The sequence below is a fragment of the Mucilaginibacter phyllosphaerae genome (genome assembly GCF_004378255.1).
Lineage (GTDB): Bacteria > Bacteroidota > Bacteroidia > Sphingobacteriales > Sphingobacteriaceae > Mucilaginibacter > Mucilaginibacter phyllosphaerae.
In genome coordinates this window covers 285,012-309,359 of sequence record NZ_SNQG01000005.1, presented here as the reverse complement: position 1 = coordinate 309,359, position 24,348 = coordinate 285,012, and the positions used below count along the sequence as shown (strand labels likewise).

At 45.0% G+C, this 24,348-nt stretch carries 26 protein-coding genes; 4 read left to right on the top strand and 22 right to left on the bottom strand.

Annotated features, from left to right (window positions below; all coding sequences use genetic code 11):
- Position 1: 1 nt before the first annotated feature.
- Positions 2 to 1,600 (top strand): FAD-dependent monooxygenase, encoded by a 1,599-nt coding sequence (locus tag E2R65_RS14895; RefSeq protein WP_134337271.1) that lies wholly within the window; start codon positions 2 to 4, stop codon positions 1,598 to 1,600.
- Positions 1,601 to 1,704: 104 nt separating this feature from the next.
- On the opposite strand, the gene E2R65_RS14890 is transcribed toward E2R65_RS14895, so the two are convergent.
- From E2R65_RS14890 to E2R65_RS14835, 12 genes are all read right to left on the bottom strand, one after another.
- A complete protein-coding gene (locus E2R65_RS14890; RefSeq protein ID WP_134337270.1) occupies positions 1,705 to 2,649 on the bottom strand; it encodes a hypothetical protein in 945 nt (314 codons plus the stop codon).
- A gap of 52 nt (positions 2,650 to 2,701) precedes the next feature.
- Positions 2,702 to 3,079 carry a response regulator gene (locus E2R65_RS14885; protein ID WP_134337269.1) on the bottom strand — a complete coding sequence of 126 codons (378 nt, stop codon included), beginning with the start codon at positions 3,077 to 3,079 and terminating at the stop codon, positions 2,702 to 2,704.
- A gap of 73 nt (positions 3,080 to 3,152) precedes the next feature.
- A complete protein-coding gene (locus E2R65_RS14880; RefSeq protein ID WP_134337268.1) occupies positions 3,153 to 3,677 on the bottom strand; it encodes a hypothetical protein in 525 nt (174 codons plus the stop codon).
- An 11-nt stretch (positions 3,678 to 3,688) separates the two neighbouring features.
- A complete protein-coding gene (locus E2R65_RS14875) occupies positions 3,689 to 4,435 on the bottom strand; it encodes a dioxygenase family protein (protein ID WP_134337267.1) in 747 nt (248 codons plus the stop codon).
- A gap of 111 nt (positions 4,436 to 4,546) precedes the next feature.
- A complete protein-coding gene (locus E2R65_RS14870; RefSeq protein WP_134337266.1) occupies positions 4,547 to 5,248 on the bottom strand; it encodes a LytR/AlgR family response regulator transcription factor in 702 nt (233 codons plus the stop codon).
- 4 nt (positions 5,249 to 5,252) lie between these two features.
- On the bottom strand, positions 5,253 to 6,371 hold the full coding sequence (locus tag E2R65_RS14865; protein ID WP_134337265.1) for a sensor histidine kinase: 1,119 nt from the start codon (positions 6,369 to 6,371) through the stop codon (positions 5,253 to 5,255).
- Positions 6,372 to 6,441: 70 nt separating this feature from the next.
- Positions 6,442 to 7,041, bottom strand: coding sequence for a tRNA-(ms[2]io[6]A)-hydroxylase (miaE, locus tag E2R65_RS14860; RefSeq protein ID WP_229704667.1), 600 nt, complete (start codon positions 7,039 to 7,041; stop codon positions 6,442 to 6,444).
- Positions 7,042 to 7,087: 46 nt separating this feature from the next.
- Positions 7,088 to 7,399 (bottom strand): type II toxin-antitoxin system RelE/ParE family toxin, encoded by a 312-nt coding sequence (locus E2R65_RS14855; RefSeq protein WP_134337264.1) that lies wholly within the window; start codon positions 7,397 to 7,399, stop codon positions 7,088 to 7,090.
- Positions 7,390 to 7,581, bottom strand: a complete 192-nt coding sequence (locus E2R65_RS14850; RefSeq protein WP_134337263.1) for a hypothetical protein — start codon at positions 7,579 to 7,581, stop codon at positions 7,390 to 7,392. The genes E2R65_RS14855 and E2R65_RS14850 overlap by 10 nt, the downstream gene beginning before the upstream one ends.
- Positions 7,582 to 7,610: 29 nt before the next feature.
- Positions 7,611 to 8,186, bottom strand: a complete 576-nt coding sequence (gene nadD, locus E2R65_RS14845; RefSeq protein ID WP_134337262.1) for a nicotinate (nicotinamide) nucleotide adenylyltransferase — start codon at positions 8,184 to 8,186, stop codon at positions 7,611 to 7,613.
- Positions 8,187 to 8,274: 88 nt separating this feature from the next.
- Positions 8,275 to 8,856 (bottom strand): guanylate kinase, encoded by a 582-nt coding sequence (gene gmk / locus E2R65_RS14840; RefSeq protein WP_134337261.1) that lies wholly within the window; start codon positions 8,854 to 8,856, stop codon positions 8,275 to 8,277.
- 98 nt (positions 8,857 to 8,954) lie between these two features.
- Entirely contained in the window at positions 8,955 to 9,830 is an 876-nt protein-coding gene (locus tag E2R65_RS14835; protein WP_229704668.1) for a YicC/YloC family endoribonuclease, read from the bottom strand.
- Between the two features lie 178 nt (positions 9,831 to 10,008).
- Between E2R65_RS14835 and E2R65_RS14830 the strand changes: the two genes are divergently transcribed.
- Entirely contained in the window at positions 10,009 to 10,731 is a 723-nt protein-coding gene (locus E2R65_RS14830; RefSeq protein WP_134337260.1) for a hypothetical protein, read from the top strand.
- A 40-nt stretch (positions 10,732 to 10,771) separates the two neighbouring features.
- Here the strand turns inward: E2R65_RS14830 and E2R65_RS14825 are convergent, their stop codons facing one another.
- The 4 genes from E2R65_RS14825 to E2R65_RS14810 are packed head-to-tail and all read right to left on the bottom strand — an operon-like array spanning position 10,772 to position 13,425.
- The gene (locus E2R65_RS14825; protein WP_134337259.1) at positions 10,772 to 11,131 is read right to left on the bottom strand and encodes a four helix bundle protein; all 360 of its coding nucleotides are present in this window, start codon (positions 11,129 to 11,131) and stop codon (positions 10,772 to 10,774) included.
- Positions 11,132 to 11,172: 41 nt separating this feature from the next.
- Positions 11,173 to 11,898: a ribonuclease III gene (gene rnc, locus E2R65_RS14820; RefSeq protein ID WP_134337258.1), complete on the bottom strand. Its 726-nt coding sequence runs from the start codon at positions 11,896 to 11,898 to the stop codon at positions 11,173 to 11,175.
- Between the two features lie 9 nt (positions 11,899 to 11,907).
- The gene (fabF, locus tag E2R65_RS14815) at positions 11,908 to 13,161 is read right to left on the bottom strand and encodes a beta-ketoacyl-ACP synthase II (protein WP_134337257.1); all 1,254 of its coding nucleotides are present in this window, start codon (positions 13,159 to 13,161) and stop codon (positions 11,908 to 11,910) included.
- Positions 13,162 to 13,185: 24 nt separating this feature from the next.
- Positions 13,186 to 13,425, bottom strand: a complete 240-nt coding sequence (locus tag E2R65_RS14810) for an acyl carrier protein (RefSeq protein ID WP_067058906.1) — start codon at positions 13,423 to 13,425, stop codon at positions 13,186 to 13,188.
- Between the two features lie 502 nt (positions 13,426 to 13,927).
- Between E2R65_RS14810 and E2R65_RS14805 the strand changes: the two genes are divergently transcribed.
- Both E2R65_RS14805 and pyk read left to right on the top strand, forming a co-directional pair.
- Positions 13,928 to 14,347: an IPExxxVDY family protein gene (locus E2R65_RS14805; RefSeq protein ID WP_134337256.1), complete on the top strand. Its 420-nt coding sequence runs from the start codon at positions 13,928 to 13,930 to the stop codon at positions 14,345 to 14,347.
- 63 nt (positions 14,348 to 14,410) lie between these two features.
- Positions 14,411 to 15,847: a pyruvate kinase gene (pyk, locus tag E2R65_RS14800; protein WP_134337255.1), complete on the top strand. Its 1,437-nt coding sequence runs from the start codon at positions 14,411 to 14,413 to the stop codon at positions 15,845 to 15,847.
- Positions 15,848 to 15,981: 134 nt separating this feature from the next.
- Here pyk and E2R65_RS14795 read toward each other — a convergent pair whose 3' ends face one another.
- From E2R65_RS14795 to E2R65_RS14770, 6 genes are all read right to left on the bottom strand, one after another.
- The gene (locus tag E2R65_RS14795) at positions 15,982 to 16,512 is read right to left on the bottom strand and encodes a thioredoxin family protein (RefSeq protein ID WP_134337254.1); all 531 of its coding nucleotides are present in this window, start codon (positions 16,510 to 16,512) and stop codon (positions 15,982 to 15,984) included.
- A 99-nt stretch (positions 16,513 to 16,611) separates the two neighbouring features.
- The gene (locus E2R65_RS14790; RefSeq protein ID WP_134337253.1) at positions 16,612 to 16,884 is read right to left on the bottom strand and encodes a hypothetical protein; all 273 of its coding nucleotides are present in this window, start codon (positions 16,882 to 16,884) and stop codon (positions 16,612 to 16,614) included.
- A gap of 331 nt (positions 16,885 to 17,215) precedes the next feature.
- Complete coding sequence (locus E2R65_RS14785; RefSeq protein ID WP_134337252.1) at positions 17,216 to 17,974, bottom strand: DUF4846 domain-containing protein; 759 nt, start codon at positions 17,972 to 17,974, stop codon at positions 17,216 to 17,218.
- Positions 17,971 to 18,681: a M23 family metallopeptidase gene (locus E2R65_RS14780; RefSeq protein ID WP_134337251.1), complete on the bottom strand. Its 711-nt coding sequence runs from the start codon at positions 18,679 to 18,681 to the stop codon at positions 17,971 to 17,973. The genes E2R65_RS14785 and E2R65_RS14780 overlap by 4 nt, the downstream gene beginning before the upstream one ends.
- A 519-nt stretch (positions 18,682 to 19,200) precedes the next feature.
- Complete coding sequence (locus E2R65_RS14775) at positions 19,201 to 22,596, bottom strand: methylmalonyl-CoA mutase family protein (protein ID WP_134337250.1); 3,396 nt, start codon at positions 22,594 to 22,596, stop codon at positions 19,201 to 19,203.
- 63 nt (positions 22,597 to 22,659) lie between these two features.
- Complete coding sequence (locus E2R65_RS14770) at positions 22,660 to 24,339, bottom strand: LIC_10190 family membrane protein (protein ID WP_134337249.1); 1,680 nt, start codon at positions 24,337 to 24,339, stop codon at positions 22,660 to 22,662.
- Positions 24,340 to 24,348 lie beyond the last annotated feature (9 nt).

The following is a 24,348-nucleotide window of genomic DNA, read 5'->3' as shown; positions in this document are numbered from 1 at the left end:
AATGATAGCCCTGCCGCAACATACCGGTGTGCTGATTGTAGGCGCCGGGCCTTCCGGCCTGATGATGGCCGCACAGCTGTTAAGGTATGGTGTGCAGCCTGTTATTATCGATCTGAAAAAGGGGCCAACCAATCAGTCGAAAGCCCTGGCAGTGCAGGCCCGTTCGCTGGAAATTTACCGGCAAATGGGTTTGGTAGACAAGGTGCTGGAAGGTGGCAAACAAGCCGGCGGACTTGCCCTTTATACCGAAGGCGAACAAGCCGCAACAATATCTTTAAAAGATGTTGGTAAAACCGATACCCTTTATCCGTTTATCCATCTTTACCAGCAAAGCAAGAACGAACGCGCACTGCTGGATTACTTAACAACTGCCTGCTGCCCCGTTTACTGGGAAACTACGCTCATCAGCCTCAAACAAAATAAAGATAATGCCGAAGTGATACTGCAAAGCGGCAATACCAACCACACCCTTTTGTGCAACTACGTTATTGGTGCAGATGGTGCGCACAGCGCTGTGCGCAAGCAGTTGGATATACCTTTTACCGGCGATACGTATCAGCATCAGTTTTACCTGGCCGATGTTGAAATAACCAATAAAACGCCTGGCGATATTGTTAGCCTGTTTTTAGCTAAAAGTGGTTTTGCAGGGTTTTTCCCGATGCCCGAAGAGCATTCCTACAGGATAGTAGGTAGCCTGCCCGATAAGTTGGCAAACAAAGCCGACCTGAACATTAATGATATTTTACCTGCGCTTAAAGGGATAACCACAGCAGATGTGGAGATAGCAGAAACGCGTTGGTTTACCCTATACAAGCTGCACCACCGTATGGCCGGCAGGTTTAGCGATGGCCGCTGTTTTTTAATTGGCGATGCTGCGCATATCCATTCGCCGGTTGGCGGGCAGGGCATGAATACCGGCCTGCAGGATGCTTACAACCTGGCCTGGAAACTGGCTGCAGTAGTAAAGGGGCAAATAAAGCAAAGCATCCTGAGCAGCTACGCTGACGAAAGGATGCCGGTAGCAAAAGAGCTGCTTAACACTACCGACCGGATTTTTAACATCATCACCTCGCGTGGTTGGTTTAGCGGTTTGTTAAAGCGTTATGTAATACCCAATGTGCTAAAATTATTGTGGAAGAACCATCAACTGCGCGAATATTTTTTCCGCAGAGTGTCGCAAACGGGTATCAGCTATCGCGATAGCAAAATAAACCTGCAACTTAGCCGGGATACAAAAATAAAAGCAGGCGACCGCCTGCCGTACCTGGAGATCTTCGACGAAAAGAAAAAGGCCAAAACCGATATACATACCTGGTGCAGCAAACCCGGCTTTACGCTTATCACCCTGGGCGAAATAAAAGAAGCTTACCTGTTTACCCTGGCCAAATGGATAACGCAGGACTACCGAGGCGGGCTCAATTTTTTTCATTTGCCGCCATCAAATACCAACTGGCATGTGTTTGATGCCTTTGAGGTAAAACCCGGGATGCGCAGGGCGCTCATCATCCGGCCGGATCTGCATATCGGTTATATGAATGATGTGGTGGATATAGAAATGATGAATAACTACCTAAAAAATGTGGTAGGCTTTGCAGGTTAAATGCAGGTATAATGCATTTGATAAAAACCCCGGCTCCGTTTTACCAGAACCAGGGTTACAGAAGAAACTATATAGATGTTAGGGGAAACTATTTATCAGGGCTTTTACCTGATTGTTTTTGCAGCTACAAATATCCCCGTAGCGCTAAAAGCTACAACATACCTGGTGCTGTTTACCGTTATAAAAACATAATACCGTTGTAGTGTACCAGCCGTGTTACTTGTAGAGAAGGCTTTGCCAAATACGTATCCCGGATAGGTTGTGGTTAAATAAGCGGTAGCAGAGGCAGGTAAGGCAGCAGCAGTAACAGCTGCAGTTTTGCCACGGTAGGCAGCTATTTGTAAACGGCTAACCAAGCTGCCGGCAGCGGTAACAGAGGTGCCGAACAGGCCATTATTTTTACTGATGAGCACATAGGTGGTATCAAGCGTTACAAAAGCATGCAGCAGGGTATCTGTAGGATAAGTGGCAGTGAAAAAGGTGCTAACCGCAGTTGGTATGGCCGATAAAGAGATGGTATCCTTGTTCAGGCCATTCCTATAATTAAAAAGGCCGCCTTGTTTATAGCTTCTGTTTTGCCGCAGGTCATCGCCTATGCGTTGCTCTAATACATTTACAAAAGTACCATCGGCATTAAAATTTAAGCCTACGTAATTACCGTTATAGGTAATAGCTACTACATAGTTGGTAACGGCGCTTAGGGTATTTTTTATATTATAAGCCCTTACAAAGGTGTAGCCCGAATAATTTGCAGCTAAATAGGTACCTATAGCAGCCGGTAAAGCGCTAAAGGCAGCGGTATCTATTGTGCTTTGTTTGCCCAGGCAGCCAACCAGGTACAAGCTATCGGTAGTGCCTGTTGTGGATACTGCTGCAATAGCAACAGAGCCAGTTGATGCAACCGCCGTTGCCAGTATTGTACCGGCTGTAGTGGCAGCTGTAGTATTAGCCGTGGTTGATGCTGCTTTGTCTGCATCTTTTGTGCATGATGCCAGAAAGCTTATTAGCCCCAATAGCATTAAACTGTAGTAGGTGGTTTTCATTTTCATTGTGTTTGTTATTGATTTAGTTTGAGTATTCAATGTTGTTATCTGCCAATGATCAGGAAGCTATGAGATAGTTGATATGCGATGCAAACAAGGGGATATCTAACGGTTTTACAAACAGTGCATCGCACTGGCAGGCTTCATCGCATGCCTTTTTTGATTTATAGGCGGTAACCACTATCAGCGGTACAGCACTCATTTCGCTATCATTTTTAAAATCCCGGCATATTTCTGCACACTCATTATTCAGAAGCAGGTAATCCAGTATCACCAGATCGGGCTTAAGTGTTTTGGCCTTGTCAAAAACCGAATTGGGATCGAACAGGATATGCACATCGTAATTACCCTTATGCATAATGTCATCCACCGCCGTTAAGATCCTGCTATCCTTATCCAGTATCAGGATGGATTTTTTTGTTGCTGATGTTTCCATGAATTGATTTTTAAAGTTTAAGTCAGGGTTGTCATCATAAGCTACAACAGAATGTATCGGTATGCTTTTTTTATTAATAAGCTAAAACACTTTGCCCGGCCAACTCAAGTTTAGGTTGCTCCTGGTAGCTGCTAATGGCTAAACCATCCTGCAGTTTAACTGTAAATGTTTCCTCCCCGTCGCCGGTGGTTAATATCATATAGTCGCCTATGGTATTAAGCAGGGTTAAGCTGCCGGTTATGTAATTAATCGCTACGGTATGCGTGGCTATGTTGTTCACATCAGATTCTATCAATTCAAATTTAGGTACCTCAAAACTTATGTTATTACCCAGGGTATCTGTTATCACCGGGATCCTGTTCTTCAGCATTTCGATATAATAGCCAATGGCAAAACTGAGTTTGTAATGCAACGAATTGGCACGGCCATCGTAATTTTTCATTTCGCTGAAAGTGTTTAGTTTGCCCCCCGGGTTATAAGCCTGCGATTTAAGCAGAAACTCCTGGTAAGAAGCTAACCGTACGTTCTTTCCAAAATCTGTTGTGGATGCTGCATCTATAACTTGTTTATAGGTGAGCTTGATAGTTGCCTGTGCCATATAGATAAAATTTATAATGCGATGCCAAATGTATAAGTGCCGGTATAGCCTGCCGCAATACTGCCTGCCAGCGAAAGTGTTTCGTTAGCCAGATCGGTAGCCGAATTGCCAAAGATGCCGTCGGATGCGTTGCGGGTGGTATTTACACCTAAGTTGTAGGTGCTGCTGGTATGCACAGCATCAGATATGGTTTCAGAAAAAGTTAACTGGCAGGCTTTTTTAAGCACGCCGTTAACAAATATCTCGAAATGGATGTGCGTAGCCCTGCCGCCATACCAGCCGGGGTAAATGGTAGTAAATGCTACCGCGCCATTAGTATCTGTTGCCTGGTAACCGCGCAGCCAGGTTTGCCCGATGTAACTTTGGTTGCCCGATTGCCCGTTTTGGTTGGCATAGCCGGAGTAGTAGCCATCTTTATTGCAATGCCAGATATCTGCACGCGCGTTGGTAACCACATTACAGTTATCATTTGTATTTACTACCAACAGGTTAAGGGTTAGCGGTACACCGGTTTGCCCGTCGGTAATATCTGTGCGGTTAAGCGGGTTTTTAAGTTCGCCGCCGGGGTATGGGTAGGGGCCTTCCACTTCGGTAGGGGTTACGCGGCAGGCGCTGCTGTTGGCGATAGTATCTGCCGCTGATGTAGTGCCCGATGCGTTAGCGGTGGTTTTAGCCGAATCTTTTTTACAGGCTTCTAAAAGGATCGGGCCGGCAAGTGCGGCTAATGCAAATGTCGTAAGAAATTCTTTCCGTTCCATAGATACAAATTATAAGGGGCTGTTTATTAATATGTAAATATAGCCGGAAGGAATACGGGGGTAAAGCGAGTGTCGGTAAAGGGATGTGATGTGTCGACTATCAGATCTTTTTCATCTTAATTTCATCCATCTGCGGGCAAAATCAGCATAACTGTCGCTAATGGGCAGTTCAACAGCCGGGAGTTTTACCTTTCGGTTCTGGATGGATATGATCTTGCCTACCGGCACAATATAACTGCGGTGAATACGCTGAAACTTATCCTCGGGAAGTTTTTCCAGCACTTTTTTAAGGGGCATCAGCGTAAGTATTGTTTTATCGAATTGCAGGTGGATCTTGATGTAATCTTCCATGCTTTCTATATATTCAATATCCTTCAGGTTGATCTTAACCATCCGGTATTCCGAATACACATACAGGCTCTCGTCCTTGCCCTCGGCAGTGGTGGCTGTTTTATAACGGTAATAATCGGTTGCCTTTTCTATCGCCTTGCCAAAACGCTTTAAATCTATGGGTTTTAACAGGTAATCTATTGCTTCCAGCTCAAAACCCTCTAAGGCGAAATTTTTATAAGCGGTGGTAAATATTACCATGGGCTTACTGGTTAGTGCCCGTACCAGGTCTATCCCCGTAATATCGGGCATATTAATATCTACAAAAAGCAGGTCTGCGGCGTTATAACGCAGGTACTCTGCGCCGGATACGGCATCCTCAAACGTTTGCAGCAATTGCAGGGCCGGGAACCTCGATACGTAATTTTTGATCAGTTCCAGCGCCAGCGGCTCGTCATCAATGGCAACACATTTTAATACCATAATACTAAGTATGTAAAGTTAACAGCACCGTAAACAGGTTGTTATTATTGGTAATGTTTAAGATATGCCTGCCCGGATACAGGTGCTGTAAACGTTGCCTGGTATTAGCAATGCCTATACCGGTGCGCTCCAGGTTTTCCTTCCGCTCAAACACGGGGTTGCTGCACAAAAACGTTACGGTATCTGTAGTTATCATCAGGCTAATATCGAGAGTACTTTGGTACTGTTTACTTATGCCGTATTTAAACACATTTTCTACAAAGGTCATCAGCAATAAAGGGGCTATCTTTTGCTGCGCGATAACCCCGTCGATAATAAAATTCACAGTAGTTTTGTCCCCAAGGCGTAACTGTTGCAGTGCAATATAATCTTCAATACAATCCACTTCGCTTTGCAGGCTCACGTAATCAAGCGTAACCTCATCGGTAACATACCGCATAATGTTCGAGAGTTTCATAATGCTTTCGGCCGTATTGGCATTGTTGGTAACGGCCAGCGTATAAATGTTATTAAGTGTATTAAATAAAAAGTGCGGGTTGATCTGCGCCTTTAAAAATGATAGTTCGGCACTGGCCTTTTCAGCTTCGGCGCTGATAGCGCGCTGCTCGGTAAGGCGCCACTGCTGTAATGTTTTTATAGCGGTACTAAGCGTCATCACCATCAAAAAAAGGAAGAAACTAAAAAAGTCGAAATGGTGAAAGCCCGGCCCCCGGCCCGGCCTGCCAAATTGCGGTGGCGGCCCCAACGGCAAATTGCCCGGTGGCGGGCCAAACCGGTGCGGTAAATGGTTAAACTGTTTAGCCGGATTAAAATTTTTAAATGCGGTGTGGCGTAAAAACTTATCTGCAGGCTGCAAAAAGTGAATGCAGCCGTATAGGCACAGGCAGATGATGGCATAAACGATGTGCTTATTGCGCAAAAAATATCTGGGTAAAAATACAACGGTATTAAGATAGAAAAGGGCAATATAGGTAGCGCAGAAAAGCCAGTAGTAAGGCGAGATTAATAACGTTGATACAGGTATGCTGCTATCGCGCCCGCTCACAAATAAAAGCGGGAACGCCATAAACAGCAGCCAGCCGGCTACGTGTATAATTACCGAAAAGGTTTTTAAGCGAAACATCCCCAAAGCAACTGCTATTAAGCCGTAATATACCTAAAGTATCGGTAAGCAGGTATATTGTATAGATTAACTACCCGTGTATAGTTTCGCCTTTGCCGTAGTTTTGAATCACCTGTGCCTCGTAAGCTAAAAAGGCTTTCCAGCGGGCGTCTACATCAATCTCTACGGCATGTTTTTTGGCCAGCCTTAAAAACATAGCGTAGTGGGTAGCCTCGCTCACCATCAACTCGTGGTAAAATGCCGCCAGGGCCTCATCATTAATATTTTCTGACAGTACCTTAAAGCGTTCGCAGCTCCTGGCTTCTATCATGGCCGAAAACAGCAGCCGGTCTATCAGCTGTGCTTCGCGGCCGCCGCCTATAATAATAAATTTACGCAGTTCGTTTACGTAATTATCCTTCCGTTCTTTACCCAGGGTAAAGCCGCGCTGTAAAAGTATTTCGTGTACGCGTTTAAAGTGTTCCATCTCTTCTTGCGCCAGGGCTATCATTTCCTGCACCACATCGCTCAGATTTGGGTTTTGTATGATCAGCGTAATGGCATTGGTAGCCGCTTTTTGCTCACAATAGGCATGGTCTGTTAACAGCTCTTCTATATTACTTTCTACCACGTTTTTCACCCAAAGCGGGTCGGTAGGTAACTGAAGTTTAAGGATGGTTTTCTCGCTCACAAAGGCAAAGATAGGGTGTTGGTGGTAAAAGGCGAAAGGTAAAGGATTATTCGCCTGATTTAACCGCGGGGTTATTGCTTAAGTTGCGCGAATGATGATGGATAGTTAAGATGTTGATTTGGTTTTTGGTAGCGTAATAAAAGATTATATAATTCTTAAATACAGTACTTCGGATAGCTTTATCCTTAACTGTTTTAAATTCTTTACCTTTTAGTGGCTGATGTTTTATTGTTTCGCAGTAGGCCTTTATTTTTTGCACCTCTAAACGAGCGTATTTTACAGAATCATAACTAATGAATTTAAAAACAGCAGCTAAGTCTTCTATTGCTGTGTTTAAATAAACAACTTTTATTGCCATTTATTTATTTCTTCATCTAATTGCTCTGAGGTTAGAAAATCGCCATTAGCTAATTGATCCAAAGCTTTTTCAACCTTAGCCGTAATAATTATCTGATCAATAAAGTCTTCAATTTCAATATTATCAGGGGAATTATTTAGCATTTCCTGAATTTTAACCTTTTCTATGCTTAACGTTCTCATATCTAAAAATAAGTAAATTTATGCAATAGTTAAACCCTGTATAACCCCTTGCTTTCTATAAACTTTAAAACAGCATCGGGCACAAAATATTGTATGTTCTTTTTTTCGGCGATGGATTTGCGGATAAAGGTTGCCGATAGTTCCATCTGCGGCGTCATGGTGATGGTAACAGATGGGTTAGATGCCAGTTCGGCGTTTTCGTAGCCGGGGCGGGGGTACACAAATATCCGGTAGTCGCGTAGTATCAGCCGGTAGTTTTTCCACTTGTGCAGGGTAACCAGGTTGTCAGATCCCATAATGAGGGCAAATTCGTGGTCGGGGTGTTTTTCTTTTAAATGGGTAAGCGTATCTATGGTGTAGGATGGCTGCGGCATTTTTAACTCCACGCCGCTTACTTCGATATTGGTGGAGTTATCGGTGGCCAGTTTGGCCATCTCCAGCCTGTCGTAGGTATTGATCAGGTCGCCGTACTTTTTTAGCGGGTTTTGGGGCGATACTACCAGCCATACCTTATCTAAAGTAGTGTGGTTAGCCATGTAGTTGGCAATAATTAAATGCCCAATGTGTATGGGATTAAACGAACCGAATAGTAAGCCTACTTTCATTCTTGTTACCCCTAACCCCCTGAAGGGGAATGTTTTAAAAAAGTGAATTAAAAGGGTCCCCCTGCTTAAGGTTTCATAACCACCCCCTTTAGGGGGTCGGGGGGCTAATAAAGCTGGTCACCAATTCTTCAGCCTCATTACAAGCCGTTTCAAGGTCGTAATTTTTTAGGATAACATCAAATTGCGGCGCATAATTAAGTTCTTTTTCTGCCTTTGCAAAGCGTTCCTGCAGTTTTTCGGCGCTATCGGTACCGCGGCCTGTTAATCTTTCTATTAAAACCTCTAATGATGGTGGCTGTACAAATATAGCCAGGGCCTGTTCGCCGTACTTGCGTTTAAGGTGCATGCCGCCTTCTACATCAATATCAAAAATTACGGTTTTGCCTTTTGCCCAGATCCGCTCAATCTCGGTACGCAGGGTGCCGTAGAATGTACCGGTATAAACCTCTTCAAACTCTACAAATTGTTTTTTGGCAATACGGTGGGTAAACTCGGGCAGGCTGATAAAATAATAATCTTTACCATCAACTTCTTCGCCGCGTGGCGGCCTTGTTGTAGCCGAAATAGAAAACTCCAGTTGGGCCATTTTACCAAGCAGATGTTGCACAATAGTTGTTTTACCTGCGCCGGATGGGGCCGAAAATATGATGAGTTTACCGTTTTGGCTCATTGTTCATTAGTTCATTTGCTCATTAGTTCATTGGTGAAAAGCTTTACCGGTTTGCCTCAATGCCAACCAATAAACTAATGAACCAGTGAACCAATAAACTATAATACGTTTAATAATTGTTCTTTAATTTTTTCAAGCTCTTCTTTCATGCCTACCACCAGTTTTTGCATGTTGGCGTCATTCGCTTTAGAGCCCAGGGTATTTATCTCGCGGCCAATCTCCTGCGAGATGAAGCCAAGCTTTTTGCCATTGGCATCGGCATTTTTAAGCGTCTCTAAAAAATAATCGCAATGGCTTTTCAGGCGGATCTTTTCTTCTGTAATATCCAGCTTATCAATAAAATAGATCAGCTCCTGTTCAAAACGGTTTTTGTCCATGCTCTCGGCACCAACTGCTTCGCTTAAAAACTGGTTTAGCCGCTCGCGGATCACGGGCACACGCTTAGGTTCTTCTACTTCTACAAGCTCCAGGTTTTTAAGAATGATGCCTATACGCATTTTGATATCGCCCTCTAAAACATTCCCTTCATCGCTCCTGAACTGCTGAAAGGCTGCCATCGCCTGCTGAAAGGTTTTCTCAACCAGTTTCCACTCGTCATCAGATACGGTATCTTCTTCGTACTTAACAACCTCGGGCAGGCCCAATGCCAGTTGCAGCAGATTGCCGCCCGGTTCATTTAGCTCATCGCTTACACTTTTTAACTGGTTGTAATAATGTTTAAGCAGTTCGCGGTCAATACCTGCAGCTTTTACATTTGAATTGGCCTGTTCTACATTGATAGACAGGTTTACCTTGCCGCGGTCTATCTGCTTGCTGCATTCATTACGCAGCTGAAATTCTTTTTCAGAAAATATTTTGGGCAGTCGCAGGGAAAGTTCAAGGAATTTACTGTTCAGGGATTTTATCTCAACGGTATATTTTGTTTTGCCCGAATCGAAGCTGGCAATTCCATACCCTGTCATGGATTTTATCATGTGCAAAGATAAATATTTTTTAGATTAGAGATGGGAGATTTGGCTATCAGATTAAGGCAAGATCATTTTACCGAGATCTGATATCTTTTTCACAAACCGCTAACCACCAACTTTAACATTTTTTCACAGTTTATACCGCATACATTTTATAAATTTGTTACGTTAATATAGGATGCCCTTGAAGTTTTTAATTGCTTGTTTTATAAATATTGCTTGTTTTAGTTTATTTGTTTCTGCACAGCAAATTGTAATTAAGGGAGCCATCTACAGGCGCATCTCGTCAGAAAAACTGGCAGAGGTTTTTATTACAAACAAGCGCACCAAGGGTGTTGCCATTGCAGATAACCTGGGCGACTTTAGTATTAACGCCACTGTGGGCGATACGCTGGTTTTTACCAAGAAAGGCTTTACCCCCCAGATGCAGGAAGCTACTAAGTACGGCATGATTGTTTACATGCAACCCGAAATGCAACTGGATGAAGTGCGTATTGTAGGCCAAACCCGCAAGCAGGAACTTAAAGAAGTGATGAGCGATTACCGCAAGCAGGGTACTTTTTATAATGGTAACCCGCCGGTACTTTCTATGCTTACATCGCCGATTACAGGTTTGTATGAATTGTTTGGCAAAACCCCCGGGAGGGCCAAACGGTTTGCTGCCTATAGCAAAGGCGAACTGGAGGCTACCGAGGTTGACCGGCGTTATAACCGGCCGCTGGTAATGCGCGTTACCGGCTTAACGGATAATGATAGTACAGCGGTAACAAAATTTATGCAGTATTACCGCCCATCATACGAGGACCTGAAAATATGGGCAGATTACGATTTGATCCAAAAAATAAAAGCCCAGTACGAATATTTTAAGAAAAACGGCGACAGGGATAATTTGCAGAAGTTGTATTAAAAATTAGAGATAAGAGGTGAAGGTTAGAGATTAGTTGGATTTACGCTTTGCTTCTTAGGTAATTGATATAGCCGTTAATCATTTTTGAACACTCTTCACAATCTGCTTTTAGTGCATCGAACGTTTGGTTATCTATGAAATTATTATCTAAGGCTATAATAAGATGGTCTATAGTTTCGGAGGCAGACCCTCTGGCGTTGAGTAGAAATTTTGATGCATCAAGGTAATGAAAACGGCCATGGCCTTCTGCAATGTTATTACCAATAGATCTTGAAGAACGTATAATTTGATCAGTTAACCGGTATTTTTCATCAGATGGAAAGGATTTGACAAGCTCCGTAATATTGTTTCTCAACAATCGTGCTTTTTTCCAAACTTCAAGATCTGTAAAACCTCCCATGTTTTTAACTAATCTCTATTCACCAAACTTTTAATCTCTTCCTATATTCCTAATGAAGTACAGGCCTTTTCTGCAGCTAATTTTTCGGCGTTCTTTTTACTGAATTCTTTGCCTGCTCCCATAATTTCGCCATCAACACTGGCTTGTACGGTAAACAGTTTGTTGCTTTCGCCTTCCTGGTTCTCTATCACATCAAAGCTGATGTCTTTACCGTGGCGTTGGCACCATTCAATCAATTTACTTTTAAAATTGGTTTCGGTTTGCTCCAGCGTGTGGATATCAATGTGCGATTTGATGATGTGATTTACCAAAAAGTTACGGGTAAAATCATACCCTTTGTCAAGATAAACAGCGCCTATTAAGGCTTCAAAGGCATCGCCCAGCAGGGAGCCCTGCCTGCCCGTATTTAATACTTTGGTATCAAACTCTATCAGCTTATCAAAGCCTAATTTGCGGCCAAGCGCGTTAAGGTTGTTGCGGCTTACTATTTTCGAGCGCAATTCGGTTAAAAAGCCCTCATCCTCATATGGGTATAACTTAAAAAGCACTTCGGCCACTACACTGCCTAAAACGGCATCGCCCAAAAACTCCAGGCGTTCGTTGCTGTTCTTTACGCCCTTTTTGATATTTTGCGCAACAGATTTATGGCGGAATGCCAACCGGTATAACGACAAATTGCCCGGCACAAAACCGAGCAAATTTTTTAAAACCTTAACGTGTTTTCTATTTGGCGAAAGGTATAGCTTATAAAAGCGGCTAATTGGCATCCAACGAAATTATTGCTGGTACTTTTTAAAAATAACAGAAGCATTGTGCCCGCCAAAACCAAAGCCATTGCTTTGTGCTATGTTAACCACACGTTTTTGCGCCTTATTAAAGGTAAAGTTAATTTTAGGATCAAAAGCCGGGTCATCAGTAAAATGGTTGATGGTTGGCGGTATAATATCATGTTTCAGCGCCAGGATAGAGGCTATTGCTTCAACAGCACCGGCAGCGCCCAGTAAATGGCCTGTCATTGATTTTGTTGAACTGATGTTGATATTGTAAATATGATCGCCAAAGGCATCGGTAATAGCTTTTACTTCCTGCGGGTCGCCAATTGGGGTTGAGGTACCGTGTACGTTGACGTAATCGATATCAGCAGGCACCAAACCTGCATCCTCCAACGCTGCTTTCATCACCAGTGATGCACCTAAACCTTCCGGGTGAGGGGCTGTCATGTGGTAAGCATCAGCGCTCATGCCGCCGCCCACCATTTCAGCATAAATTTTAGCACCGCGTTTAAGGGCGTGCTCCAATTCTTCTAAAATTATGGTTCCTGCACCTTCGCCGGCAACAAAGCCGTCGCGGTCCAGATCAAACGGGCGCGATGCGGTTGCAGGGTCGTCATTACGGGTACTTAAGGCATGCATGGCGTTAAAACCACCAATACCGGCTTCGTTTATAATAGCTTCAGACCCGCCGGTGATAAACATATTTGCTTTACCAAGGCGCAGGTAGTTAAAAGCATCAATAAGCGAATTGTTTGATGATGCGCAGGCAGATACCGTAGTAAAGTTTGGCCCGCGCAAGCCGTATTTGATAGAGATATGGCCGGGTGCAATATCGGCTATCATTTTAGGGATAAAAAATGGGTTAAACTTGGGTGTACCATCGCCTTTGGCAAAGTTCACAACCTCATCTAAAAATGTTTTTAAACCACCAATGCCCGATCCCCAGATAACGCCGATGCGGCTGGTATCCAGTTTCTCAAAATCCAATCCGGCATCTTTAACAGCTTCCTCTGTAGAAAATAAAGCATATTGCACAAACGGATCAAGCTTGCGGGCCTCTTTACGGCCTAAAAAACCTTCCGCGTCAAAATTCTTTACCTCACAGGCAAATTTAGTTTTGAATTTTTCAACATCAAAACTCTTAATAAAGGCAGCGCCGCTTACTCCGTTGATCAGGCTGTCCCAATATTCCGGCACAGTGTTACCAATCGGAGTAAGCGCTCCAAGCCCGGTTACTACAACTCGTTTAAACTCCATTTAACAGTTTTAGGGAGCTTTAAATTAAGCTTTAACGTTTTTCTCTAAGTAAGCAACAGCCTGGCCAACAGTGCCAATAGTTTCTGCCTGATCGTCAGGAATTGCAACGTTAAATTCTTTTTCAAACTCCATGATTAATTCCACGGTGTCTAAAGAGTCAGCACCAAGATCGTTGGTGAAGCTTGCTTCTGGTGTAACTTCACTTTCGTCAACACCCAGTTTTTCCACGATAATAGCTTTTACTCTTGAAGCGATATCAGACATAGTCTTTATAGTTTAATGATTAATAATTCAGTGCAAAGAAAAATAAATTATGTTAAATATCAAATCTAAAAACTTTGACAATATTGTGTGAACAATTATTTATTGCAAAAGGTTTGATTTGGTTTTTAACCGGCGTAAAAGTAATGATTTTGAACAGAAGTATTAAAGTTTAATATCTATTTTGATTTTATTATAATAAAGTTAAAAGGCTTTGTTGTAACTATTTAGTAAACAGGCATTTGTTGTGCTTGTTGATAGCAAAGCGCAAAGTTAAAAATACAAATAACAGTACTTATAAAGGGGTAACCCGGCAGGCTGAGGATTTTAAAAACCATTTAACACCACAGGCCCGCGCTATAAAAGCACGCTTGTGGATTTGTTAGCCGCCCTTGCATAAACTGCTATTTACAGGCTTGCTTTTTATTTTTTAAATAGTATCAATAAAAAATATAGGCTAAGTGCCTGCGTTTTGTATTTTTACCACCTTAAACATTATATGGTTTTGAACAAGAAAATTTTAAAGTTTGAGATCGATCTGGATTTTATACTGATAGCCGTTACCACATCTTTAAAAGATTACCGGATCTGCTACCATATAAACAAATGTTTAAATTTTAATTTTACCAGGGTAGATGATCTGAAACTGGATACCAGCGTAAAGGGTTCGCCGCTGTTGTTTTCTTTATATCATTACAGTTGGGAGAGTACCGAAACGGATTTTTATTTTATTGGTAATAAGGGGAATGACGGCTATTTGGTACCCGAAATGCGCGAGGCGGATTATTTTATAATGATTAAAAATTATATAGATGACGAGGACCTTGACAGCCTGATTTATAGCCTGAATAAGATCCCCGAAATTGTTGCTGCCGTAAAGATTGATCCGAAAAAAATAAAATCACGCGAAAATCTGTTATTTTAGCGGAAATTTAGATGTGTAAATTATACACAATAACGTAATATAGCCTGAATTTAACCTGAAAATATGAAATTTTACTATAATCGTACTAAGATTGTTGCTACAATGGGCCCTGCCTCAGCAAAAAAAGAAGTGTTGCTGTCGATGATCAGAGCCGGATTAAATGTGTGCCGATTAAATTTTTCGCACGGTAAACCAGAGGATCACAAAAGATTTGTTGACCTGATCCGTGAGATCAACTCAGAATATAAAACAAACGTAGGGATCCTGGCCGATTTACAGGGCCCCAAGATCCGCATAGGATTGGTAAAAGATGGCGGCATACACCTGGTAAACGGTACCCGCATCAACATTACCACCCACGAATGCATTGGCGATGACAGCCAGATTTATATCACTTACGAAACCTTCCCGCAGGATGTACAGGCTAACGAGATCATTTTACTGGATGACGGTAAGCTGCAACTGAAAGTTATCGAAACCAACCGTAAGGATACCGTTATTTGCGAAGTAGTGCATGGCGGTATCTTAACCTCGCGTAAAGGGGTTAACCTGCCCAATACCAAAGTATCTATCCCGAGCTTAACCCCGGAAGACCTTGAAAACCTTAAATACGCCCTGGAGTGGGAAGTTGACTGGGTAGGCCTTTCATTTGTACGCACCGGGCAGGATATTATCGACCTGAAACGTATCATCCGCGAGAGTGGCAAGCAATCGCGCGTTATTGCCAAGGTTGAAAAACCCGAGGCTATTGAAAATATAGACGATATTATTGCCGCTACGGATGCGGTGATGATCGCCCGTGGCGACCTTGGGGTAGAGTGCCCGCTGGAAGAAGTGCCTTTATTGCAAAAAATGATCGCACGTAAATGCCGCGACGCTTCAAAACCGGTTATTGTGGCCACGCAAATGCTGGAATCGATGATCACCACCCCCCGCCCAACACGTGCCGAGGTGAATGACGTAGCCAACTCTGTACTGGATGGTGCCGATGCGGTGATGTTAAGCGGTGAAACATCGGTAGGTGAGTTTCCGGTTATTGTTATCGAAACGATGGCGAAGATCGTACGGAACGTAGAGGACCTTGGGTATCCGTTTAATGCCACTAAGGCCGAAAATAAAGATACCGCATCTGCTAATTACTTAAGTGATGCATTGTGCGGTTCGGCAGTTTACTTAGCCGAACATACCAAAGCCAAAGGTATCGTGAGCATGACAGTTAGCGGTTACACTGCTTTTGAAATATCGAGCTACCGCCCCGAAGCCGGTACCTACATCTTTACATCAAACAAGCAATTGCTGAATGCATTAAGCCTGGTATGGGGTGTAAGGGCTTTCTACTACGATAAATCTGACAGTACCGACGAAACCATTGCAGATGTAAACGCCATCTTAAAAGAAGAGCAATTGCTTAACGCAGGCGACGTGGTAATTAATACCGCGGCTGTGCCAATTGTTAAAAAGGGTAAAACCAATATGCTTAAAGTAAGCGTTATTGAGTAATAGAGATTAGAGATTAGTGATTGGAGATTAGTTTCCTGTCGCTTGGTTATATAGAAAAAGAGGGTTATGCGTAAGCGTAACCCTCTTTTTTTATTAATGTCCCGTCGTTGCGAGGTATGAAGCAATCTTAAAACTTATTTAGCTTTTTCCTTTTCCTGGTAAGTTTTTGGATCAATGGCCTTTGGCGACCAGTTTTCAAAAAACTCCATTACTTTAGCTTTACTGTGGCCTTTGCCTTCTTCCAGGTAGCTGGAGTTTTGGGTATGCAGGCGGTTGCCCTTACCATCCAGTATTACAAACACCGGGAACCCAAAACGCTGCGGATAGCCCAAGCTTGCCAATACCTTTTGGTTCATGTTCTCTTTACTGTAGTTTACATGCAGCACCACATAATTATCATTCATGTATTTATTCAGCTCGGCATCCTTTGTAACCAGGCCGTTAAAAAGCAGGCACCAGCTGCACCAGTTACCGCCTATTTGCAGCAATACGTTTTTGTGCTGCGCAGCCGCAGTTTTTACTGCAGCGGCAATTTCTGCTCCGGCATCAGCAGCCGGGTTATATAGTTTGGGCGCTACCCGGGTAGTGGTATCGGTTGATTTTTGCTGCGCATTGGCATAAAAACCAAATGCGATCATGATCGCTATAAAGTATATCTTTTTCATGGGATTTATTTTTTTAAATATATAAATAGTAACACAATAGATAAGTAGCAATTGGGTAATAATGCAAAACGCCCCGCATGTGCGGGGCGTTACAATGTGTTAAGCGTATCTGTTATACAAGCTTATTTTGTATAAGCTTGTTGTTTTTTTATCGGGTATGGCCGAGTAGTAAGGCGTAGTGTTACTTGATATATTACCCTTGTTTTTATTTGGGAATTTATCTTTTATCAAACGTCTGCGGCGTTGTTTCAAACGATAGCGCTCTGTCCAGTGGTCAAATGTACCGGTTAGTGCAAGTATTGCCCCAACAACAAACGTAGCCATCATAAATATCACGAATATGTGTAATGCATCTGAAAGTAGCTGTCTCATAACAATTAAATTATTTCGGTAATGATAAGGCAATAGCCGTGCCTTAATACATTACTTATCGTGTAAAAATAAAATAAGGAAAGGTTTAACAGGTAAATAGTGCTGTTATAAATAAACTCCCGTAATAGGGCTTTATTATATCTAAAACACATTTTTGTGTATCTTAAACTGTACAAAAGGGTTAAATACGCCCCAATTAAAGCGGGTTGATAGATTATAAATACAACCACCATGTTTATACGCAAACAGCCTGTATATAGGGCCTGGTGGCAGGTTATTACACAATGCGGGTAGCCCATGCCCCGCCGGTTATGGTAGCTTATGCCATTAATTAAAACCTTTTTAAATACCGGGTATCTATCAATTCGCCGTAGGGTATTTGGGCGGTTGCGGCCAGGCTAAACCATGGCGAGCCATTTTGCAGCACCTGTATATTTTGTGCCGGCATAAAGCTTTGCGCCAGCAAAAACTGTTTTTGATGGGCGCTATTTTCGGCCACATCCATCACCATAAAACAATGGCCCGGCGAACCTCCTTTGATGAACACATCACCGGCTTTTAAATCGTTAGGGTTGGTAACAGGTTTTAATTCTTTTTGTAAGGATAGGGTACCCGCGTAAGAAAATACCAGGTTCATGTATCGTAAAAAATTGGGGTAGCTATAATCCTTTTTTTCCTTTAACACCCAGCGCTCGTTGGCATAGCGGTAGCCGTTGGCATAATGCACATAATCGCACTTAAAACCGCTGGTAAAATTAAAGGTAATGGCGGGGTAGTTTTTTTGCTGATACAGGTATTCGGCACGCAGGCGCATTACAGCGTCGGCGCATTGCTGCAGGTTCTGGCTGCCAATGCTCATGTCTATCACGGCGGCGGTGTAAGCGTCGGTACGGGCAATGCTACCGGTATAGGTTTTGGTGTGGCTACCGGCCGGTTTAAGCAATAATGCCTGTAAGTATGCCCCAAAGCTATCGGGCGCAACAGCTACGCGTGTGTAGCCTGCAGGTGGCTTAAAACGGGTATGCACATTATCTGCCGGGATAAATGCTGCGAGTACAATTAGTAATATTATACCTAAAATGTTTTTCATCGTTTGGTTGAACTAAGTAGCTGCTGATAAGGGTTAAAGGGTACCGGCAAGCCGTCTACAAGCCGGAAAGCTGAAAAATGTAAATGTGTTGGCGAACGTTTTTTACAGGCGTTTAAGCCTGTACGGCCAACCTCGGCAATTTTATCGCCTTGCTTTACCTCGTCGCCCGGTTGTACAAATATGGCCCGGTTGTGGGCGTAGTAGCTAAAAATATGCAACGACCTATGGTACACCCAAATAAACTTGCCACCGCGCCAGGCGCTTGTGGTTTCCCAATTATTGGTGCAGGCCACTACAATGCCATCGGCTATGGCCAGTACATCAACAGGTTTACCTGTGTTATCATCCAGATCGTCCTGGTTTTTGTCATTAATAAAAATATCGTGCGCAGGGTGGGCGCTGTGTTTATTACCATCCAGGTAGTTATATCCCTTAGCACTGTAGCCGTTGCCATGGGTGCCGCCAATAGCATTTGCTTGATAACCTTTCAGCGGGAAGGTCCATGAGGCTTGATCATTGAGCGGAAGCTTTTCGCTTAATGATGATAATAGGGTTTTAAACTGTTTGGCTGCATCCGCCCGTTTAATAGTGCCATGTAGCACGCGATTATTCAATTCGTTTATTTTTTGGCAGATGGAGGCTGCATCCTGCGCAGATGCGGCATTTGCCAAAATGATGAGCGTAACTATTAGGAGCAGCTTTTTCATAGATGAATAAAATTAGGTAAAAGCCGGGCGGGATGCAAACGTTGGTTCCGTCTGTCCGTTTAGGGGAGCGGGACAGTTTGGACAAAAAGCGGACGGGCGTGTGAATAGTTCTTTGTTAGGAATGGGTTTGCTTTATTAATCGTCAGTGGATGTTCATTTCTTTTTTGTCGCAAAAAAGAAACGAACCAAAGAAAAAACACGCGGCTGTACCGCGTCGCTGTTAAAGGGTGTATTAAGGCAGTGCCTGTGCTATCCGCAACGCGTTAAGGCCGCATTAGGAGAGCTAACGTTCGGTTCATCAGGCTCTTTTGTCTTTTTTGTTATGCTGAACGATAGCGAAGCATCTATTCGCCGCCTTGCAAATCACATATGCACAATTCACTGACAGATCCCGTCCCTTCCTGCCAATGTTACAGCTAAACGCAAATAAGGCAAACCTCCTAAAGGGGAAACAGAAGGGGTAAAGGTTGAATCTTTCGCCTTGCTTTCAAAAACTCCCCCTTCAGGGGGTTGTGGGGACTACATATTCCGCCGATACTGCCCGCCTACTTCGTAAAGCGCATGGCTTATCTGGCCCAGGCTGCAATACTTACAGGCCTGCATCAGCGCTTCGAAGATATTATCGCCGGCTATGGCTTTCTCCTGCAACGCTTTTAACAGGGCGGGGGCATGATCCTCATTACGTTGTTTGAACAGGTACAGGGCCGCTATCTGAAACTGCTTCTCCTCCTCGGTAGCGCGGATTACTTCTGATGGTACGATAGTGGGCGACCCCTTCTTGTTCAGGAAGGTATTTACACCGATGATAGGGTACTCGCCGGTATGTTTCAGGGTTTCGTAATAAAGCGATTCTTCCTGGATCTTGCTGCGCTGGTACATAGTTTCCATAGCGCCCAGTACACCGCCACGATCATTGATGGCCTTAAACTCGGTTAGCACGGCCTGCTCTACCAGGTCGGTTAATTCTTCGATGATGAAGGCACCCTGTATGGGGTTCTCGTTTTTGGCCAGGCCCAGCTCCCGGTTAATGATGAGCTGAATAGCCATCGCCCTGCGTACAGATTCTTCGGTAGGGGTGGTGATGGCCTCGTCGTAAGCGTTGGTGTGTAGGGAGTTGCAATTATCGTAAATAGCGTACAATGCCTGCAGGGTGGTACGAATATCGTTAAAATCAATCTCCTGCGCATGCAGCGACCTTCCGCTGGTTTGGATATGGTACTTCAACTTCTGCGACCTATCATTCCCCTTATACTTATTTTTGATGGCCTTGGCCCAGATGCGCCTGGCCACACGGCCTATCACCGAATACTCCGGATCGATACCATTACTGAAGAAGAAGGACAGGTTGGGTGCAAAATCATCTATGTGCATCCCCCGGCTCAGGTAATACTCTACATAAGTAAAGCCGTTACTCAGCGTAAAGGCCAGCTGGGTGATAGGATTAGCGCCGGCCTCGGCAATGTGGTAACCCGAGATCGACACCGAATAAAAATTCCTCACCTTCTCCCTGATAAAATACTGCTGGATATCGCCCATCATCCGCAGGGCAAACTCTGTTGAGAAGATACAGGTATTCTGCGCCTGATCTTCCTTCAAAATATCCGCCTGAACGGTACCGCGAACGGTGGCTATAGCATACGCCCGGATCTGCCCGTAAACATCCGCCGGTAAAACCTGGTCGCCGGTTAGGCCTAATAACATTAAACCCAAACCACTATTGCCATTCGGTAATGAACCTCCCTGATATTGTGGGCGGGTAAGCCCCCTATCATCATAAACCCTCCTATACGCAGCCTCCACCAAATGCTGTAGCCCATGTTCGGTGATGTATTTTTCGCATTGCTGGTCTATGGCGGCATTCATGAAGAAACCGAGTAGCATGGGGGCAGGGCCATTGATGGTCATGCTTACGGAGGTGGAGGCGTGGCAAAGGTCAAACCCCGAGTAAAGCTTTTTGGCATCATCCAGCGTGGCGATGCTTACGCCCGAGTTACCAATTTTTCCGTAAATATCCGGCCGTTCGTGCGGGTCTTCGCCGTAAAGGGTAACAGAGTCAAACGCGGTAGACAACCTATGCGCAGGCTGACCAAGCGATACATAATGGAACCTTTTGTTCGTCCGTTCGGGGCCGCCCTCTCCGGCAAACATGCGGGTTGGGTCTTCCCCGTCGCGCTTTAGCGGGAACACCCCTGCGGCATACGGAAACTCGCCCGGTACATTCTCGGTAAGCAGCCAGCGCAGTATATCGCCCCAGGCCTCGTACTTAGGCAGCGCTATTTTAGGTATTTGCAACTGCGAAAGCGAAGTATAGTACAAAGGCTGTTTGATCTCTTTATCCCTCACCTTATAAATAAAATTATCCGCCTTGTATTTGGCAACCGTTTCCGGCCATTCCTTTAACAGGCGCTTGCAATCGGGGTGCAGGTGGTTTTCGAGGTTTTGATAAATCTGTTGTAGAGACGCGATACTTCGCGTCTTAAACTCCTGTGCATCGGCAGCCTGCATGGCGGGAGGCGCAAAGTATTGTGCCTCTACGGTTTCCATCGCCCCACTTACCTGGTACATTTGCTGTGCTATCTTACACTGCCCGTTCACCCAGTCGGTGTAGGCGGCGCTGCTCTCGGCTATCTCGGCCAAATACCTTACCCTATCCGGCGGGATGATATAGATCTTCTCCGATTCCCCCTCTTTAACCTTTAACCTTTCACCTTTTCCCTCCAAAAGATCCACCCCTGTCTTCTCCTTCACGGTTTTCATCAGGGCGGTAAACAGGGTGTTCATACCAGGGTCGTTAAACTGCGAGGCCATGGTGCCGTAAACAGGCAGGTCGTCATCCTTAGCATCAAAAAGCATATGGTTGCGCTTATATTGCTTGCGCACATCGCGTATGGCATCTAAAGCGCCGCGTTTATCAAACTTGTTCAGGGCCACCAGGTCGGCAAAATCAAGCATGTCTATTTTTTCCAGCTGGGTAGCCGCGCCAAACTCGGGGGTCATTACGTAAAGGGAAAGGTCGCAGTAGTCGGTGATCATCGTGTCCGACTGGCCTATGCCGCTCGTTTCCACTATCACCATATCATACCCTGCTGCCTTGCAAATATCAATAGCCTCCTGCACGTGCTTACTGAGGGCCAGGTTGGCCTGCCGCGTGGCTAACGAGCGCATATACACCCGAGGGTTATTGATCGCATTCATCCGGATGCGGTCGCCCAGCAGGGCGCCGCCCGTTTTACGCTTGCTGGGGTCTACCGATATAATGGCCAGCGTTTTATCCGTCTCCATCAAAAAACGCCGTACAAACTCATCCACCAAACTCGACTTGCCCGACCCGCCCGTGCCGGTGATACCAAGTACAGGGATATGGAGTGGGGGTTTAGGAGCGGTGAGTGCGGTGTAACTGCCGGCTTCGGCAGCGGAAATATGACGTGCTATCTGTTTAACCTTATCCGCACCCGCACCTAATTCCGGCTCCGTTAACGAAAAATCACATTGCCTCATCATATCGTTGATCATCCCCTGCAGGCCCATGGTGCGGCCGTCATCGGGCGAATAGATCTTGCTGATGCCATAAGCCTGCAGCTCGGCGATCTCGTGGGGCAGAAAAACCCCGCCGCCGCCGCCAAAGATCTTGATATGGCCTGCGCCGCGTTCGGCCAGCAGATCGTGCATGTATTTAAAATACTCTACGTGGCCGCCCTGGTAGCTGGTGAGGGCAATGCCCTGTACATCCTCCTGTATCGCACAATTTACAATTTCATCCACACTGCGGTTGTGCCCCAGGTGTATCACCTCGGCGCCGGTAGATTGCAAAATACGGCGCATAATGTTGATGGTAGCGTCGTGCCCGTCAAACAACGAGGCGGCCGTAACAAAGCGGATCTTGTACTTGGATTGATAAGGAGCAATGCTTTCCATGAAGGCGGTATAATTGGTAAAACACAAAATTAGTGAATTTACATAACTATGCATGCATAGTTTTTAGCGTGCCTGCGGAGGCGTATTTTTAGCAGGCAGGGCCAGCTTAAAGCCGTTTTGAATGGTGCTGCCACGCATTGTTAACGCGCTATCGGGATGTACCGAGCAGGGGATATCGCAGTCGCCGATGATCCAGTCATCAGAGGTGGCCGAGTTGGCTACCACGTTTATTTTTAAGCCCGATGCGGTTACAAATACCTTACTATTGATGTGCTGCACATCGCCCAGGGGGGTAATATCTTTATTAAAATTGCGTACCATCATCAGCAAACAGCAAACAAAAATAAAGGGCAAAAACAGCCGGAGGTATTTAACAGGATAATGGCTGATAAGGTATGCGGCAGGCGCCAGCCCAAAGGCCCAAAAGGCGAACGCCGCAAAGCGGATATCGGGCGCGATTACCAGCCAAAAGGCCATCGCAATAACCAGGGGGATCAGTACGGCATATAGTTTGGCGGCGCCGATGCGTTTAATGCGCAGTAAAACAGCTGCACCAACAGCCAACAGCACCGGCACTATAAAACCAAATGTGGTAAGCATCCTTTTGATCCAGGCGGGGATCCAGGTGTAGGTGTAGGCGGCATCAATGGCGGGCTGCCCGTGCAGGTGCGTACGGGCAAAGCCTTTAACATAGGCCAGGTAATACGTTAGTTCTTTGGCGGGCATGCGCCAGTCGGCAGGCAGCGGCAAGGCCGTAGCCGGGAAGGCGATATACCCGCTGGTAATACCACCCCTGATCACCCAGGGCACTATCAGCAGCAAAGCTATGCCTGCTGCTATCAGCATGCTGCCCGCCCGGTAAAGCTTGTTGGTTATTAACGCCCATAGCAACACCATGGCAGCGCCCAGGGCAACGCCAATAAAGCTAAACTTCATTACAACGCCCAGCAGGCAGTAAAAAGCCGGTAAAAACAAATCTAAAAAGGTTAACTTTTCTTTCGCTTCTATACAGGCAATCATATCTGCCATCACCTTAAAGGTAAGCAGGTTAATGAATACATCGGGCGTGGGGCTGCTTAGGTTTTGCACGCCTACATTAATGCACAGCGGCAAAAACAACAGCTGGAACAATGCATAAAAGCTTAACTTTTGTTTGCCCTGCAGGCAGGCGGCGTTTCGCCATACAATCTCGGTGCATATCACCAAAGCCAGCAGTCCGTTGGCTGCGCAGGCGCCCTGGTAATGCCCCCACAGCGCATTTAAAAAAGCCGGGTATAAAAAGTACGACTGATTGATGCCCAGATACGTAAACAAATTACCTATGCCCGGTATGGCAGGGTAGGCGCCCAGCACCTTAATGGTATAAAAATGGTAAACAAGCGTATCGTATATAAAGCTGTTATCCAGGCTGCTGACAATCAAAAATACCACTATCATCAGCCAAAGCACCCCCGCAAGCACCCCCGGTTGGGTAAAACCACTGCGCGTGGGCCACAGCAACCGGCACCCGTAGGCAGCAACCGGCAGCAGGCACAGCCAGCAAAGGCTGTTAACGGGTAAAAACAGGTTCCATAACTGTAAAAACAGGATAACCATGCCCAGCCCATACCAAAACCCGCTGAACAAACTGCCCCCCGGCACACCCCTTTGTTTGCCAAAAGGCATGCAGGCCACCCCAACGCCCGTAATAAAAATAAAGGCCAGCAGCCAAAAAAAGGGTAAAATAAATGCCTGGGTAATCAATTAGCTATT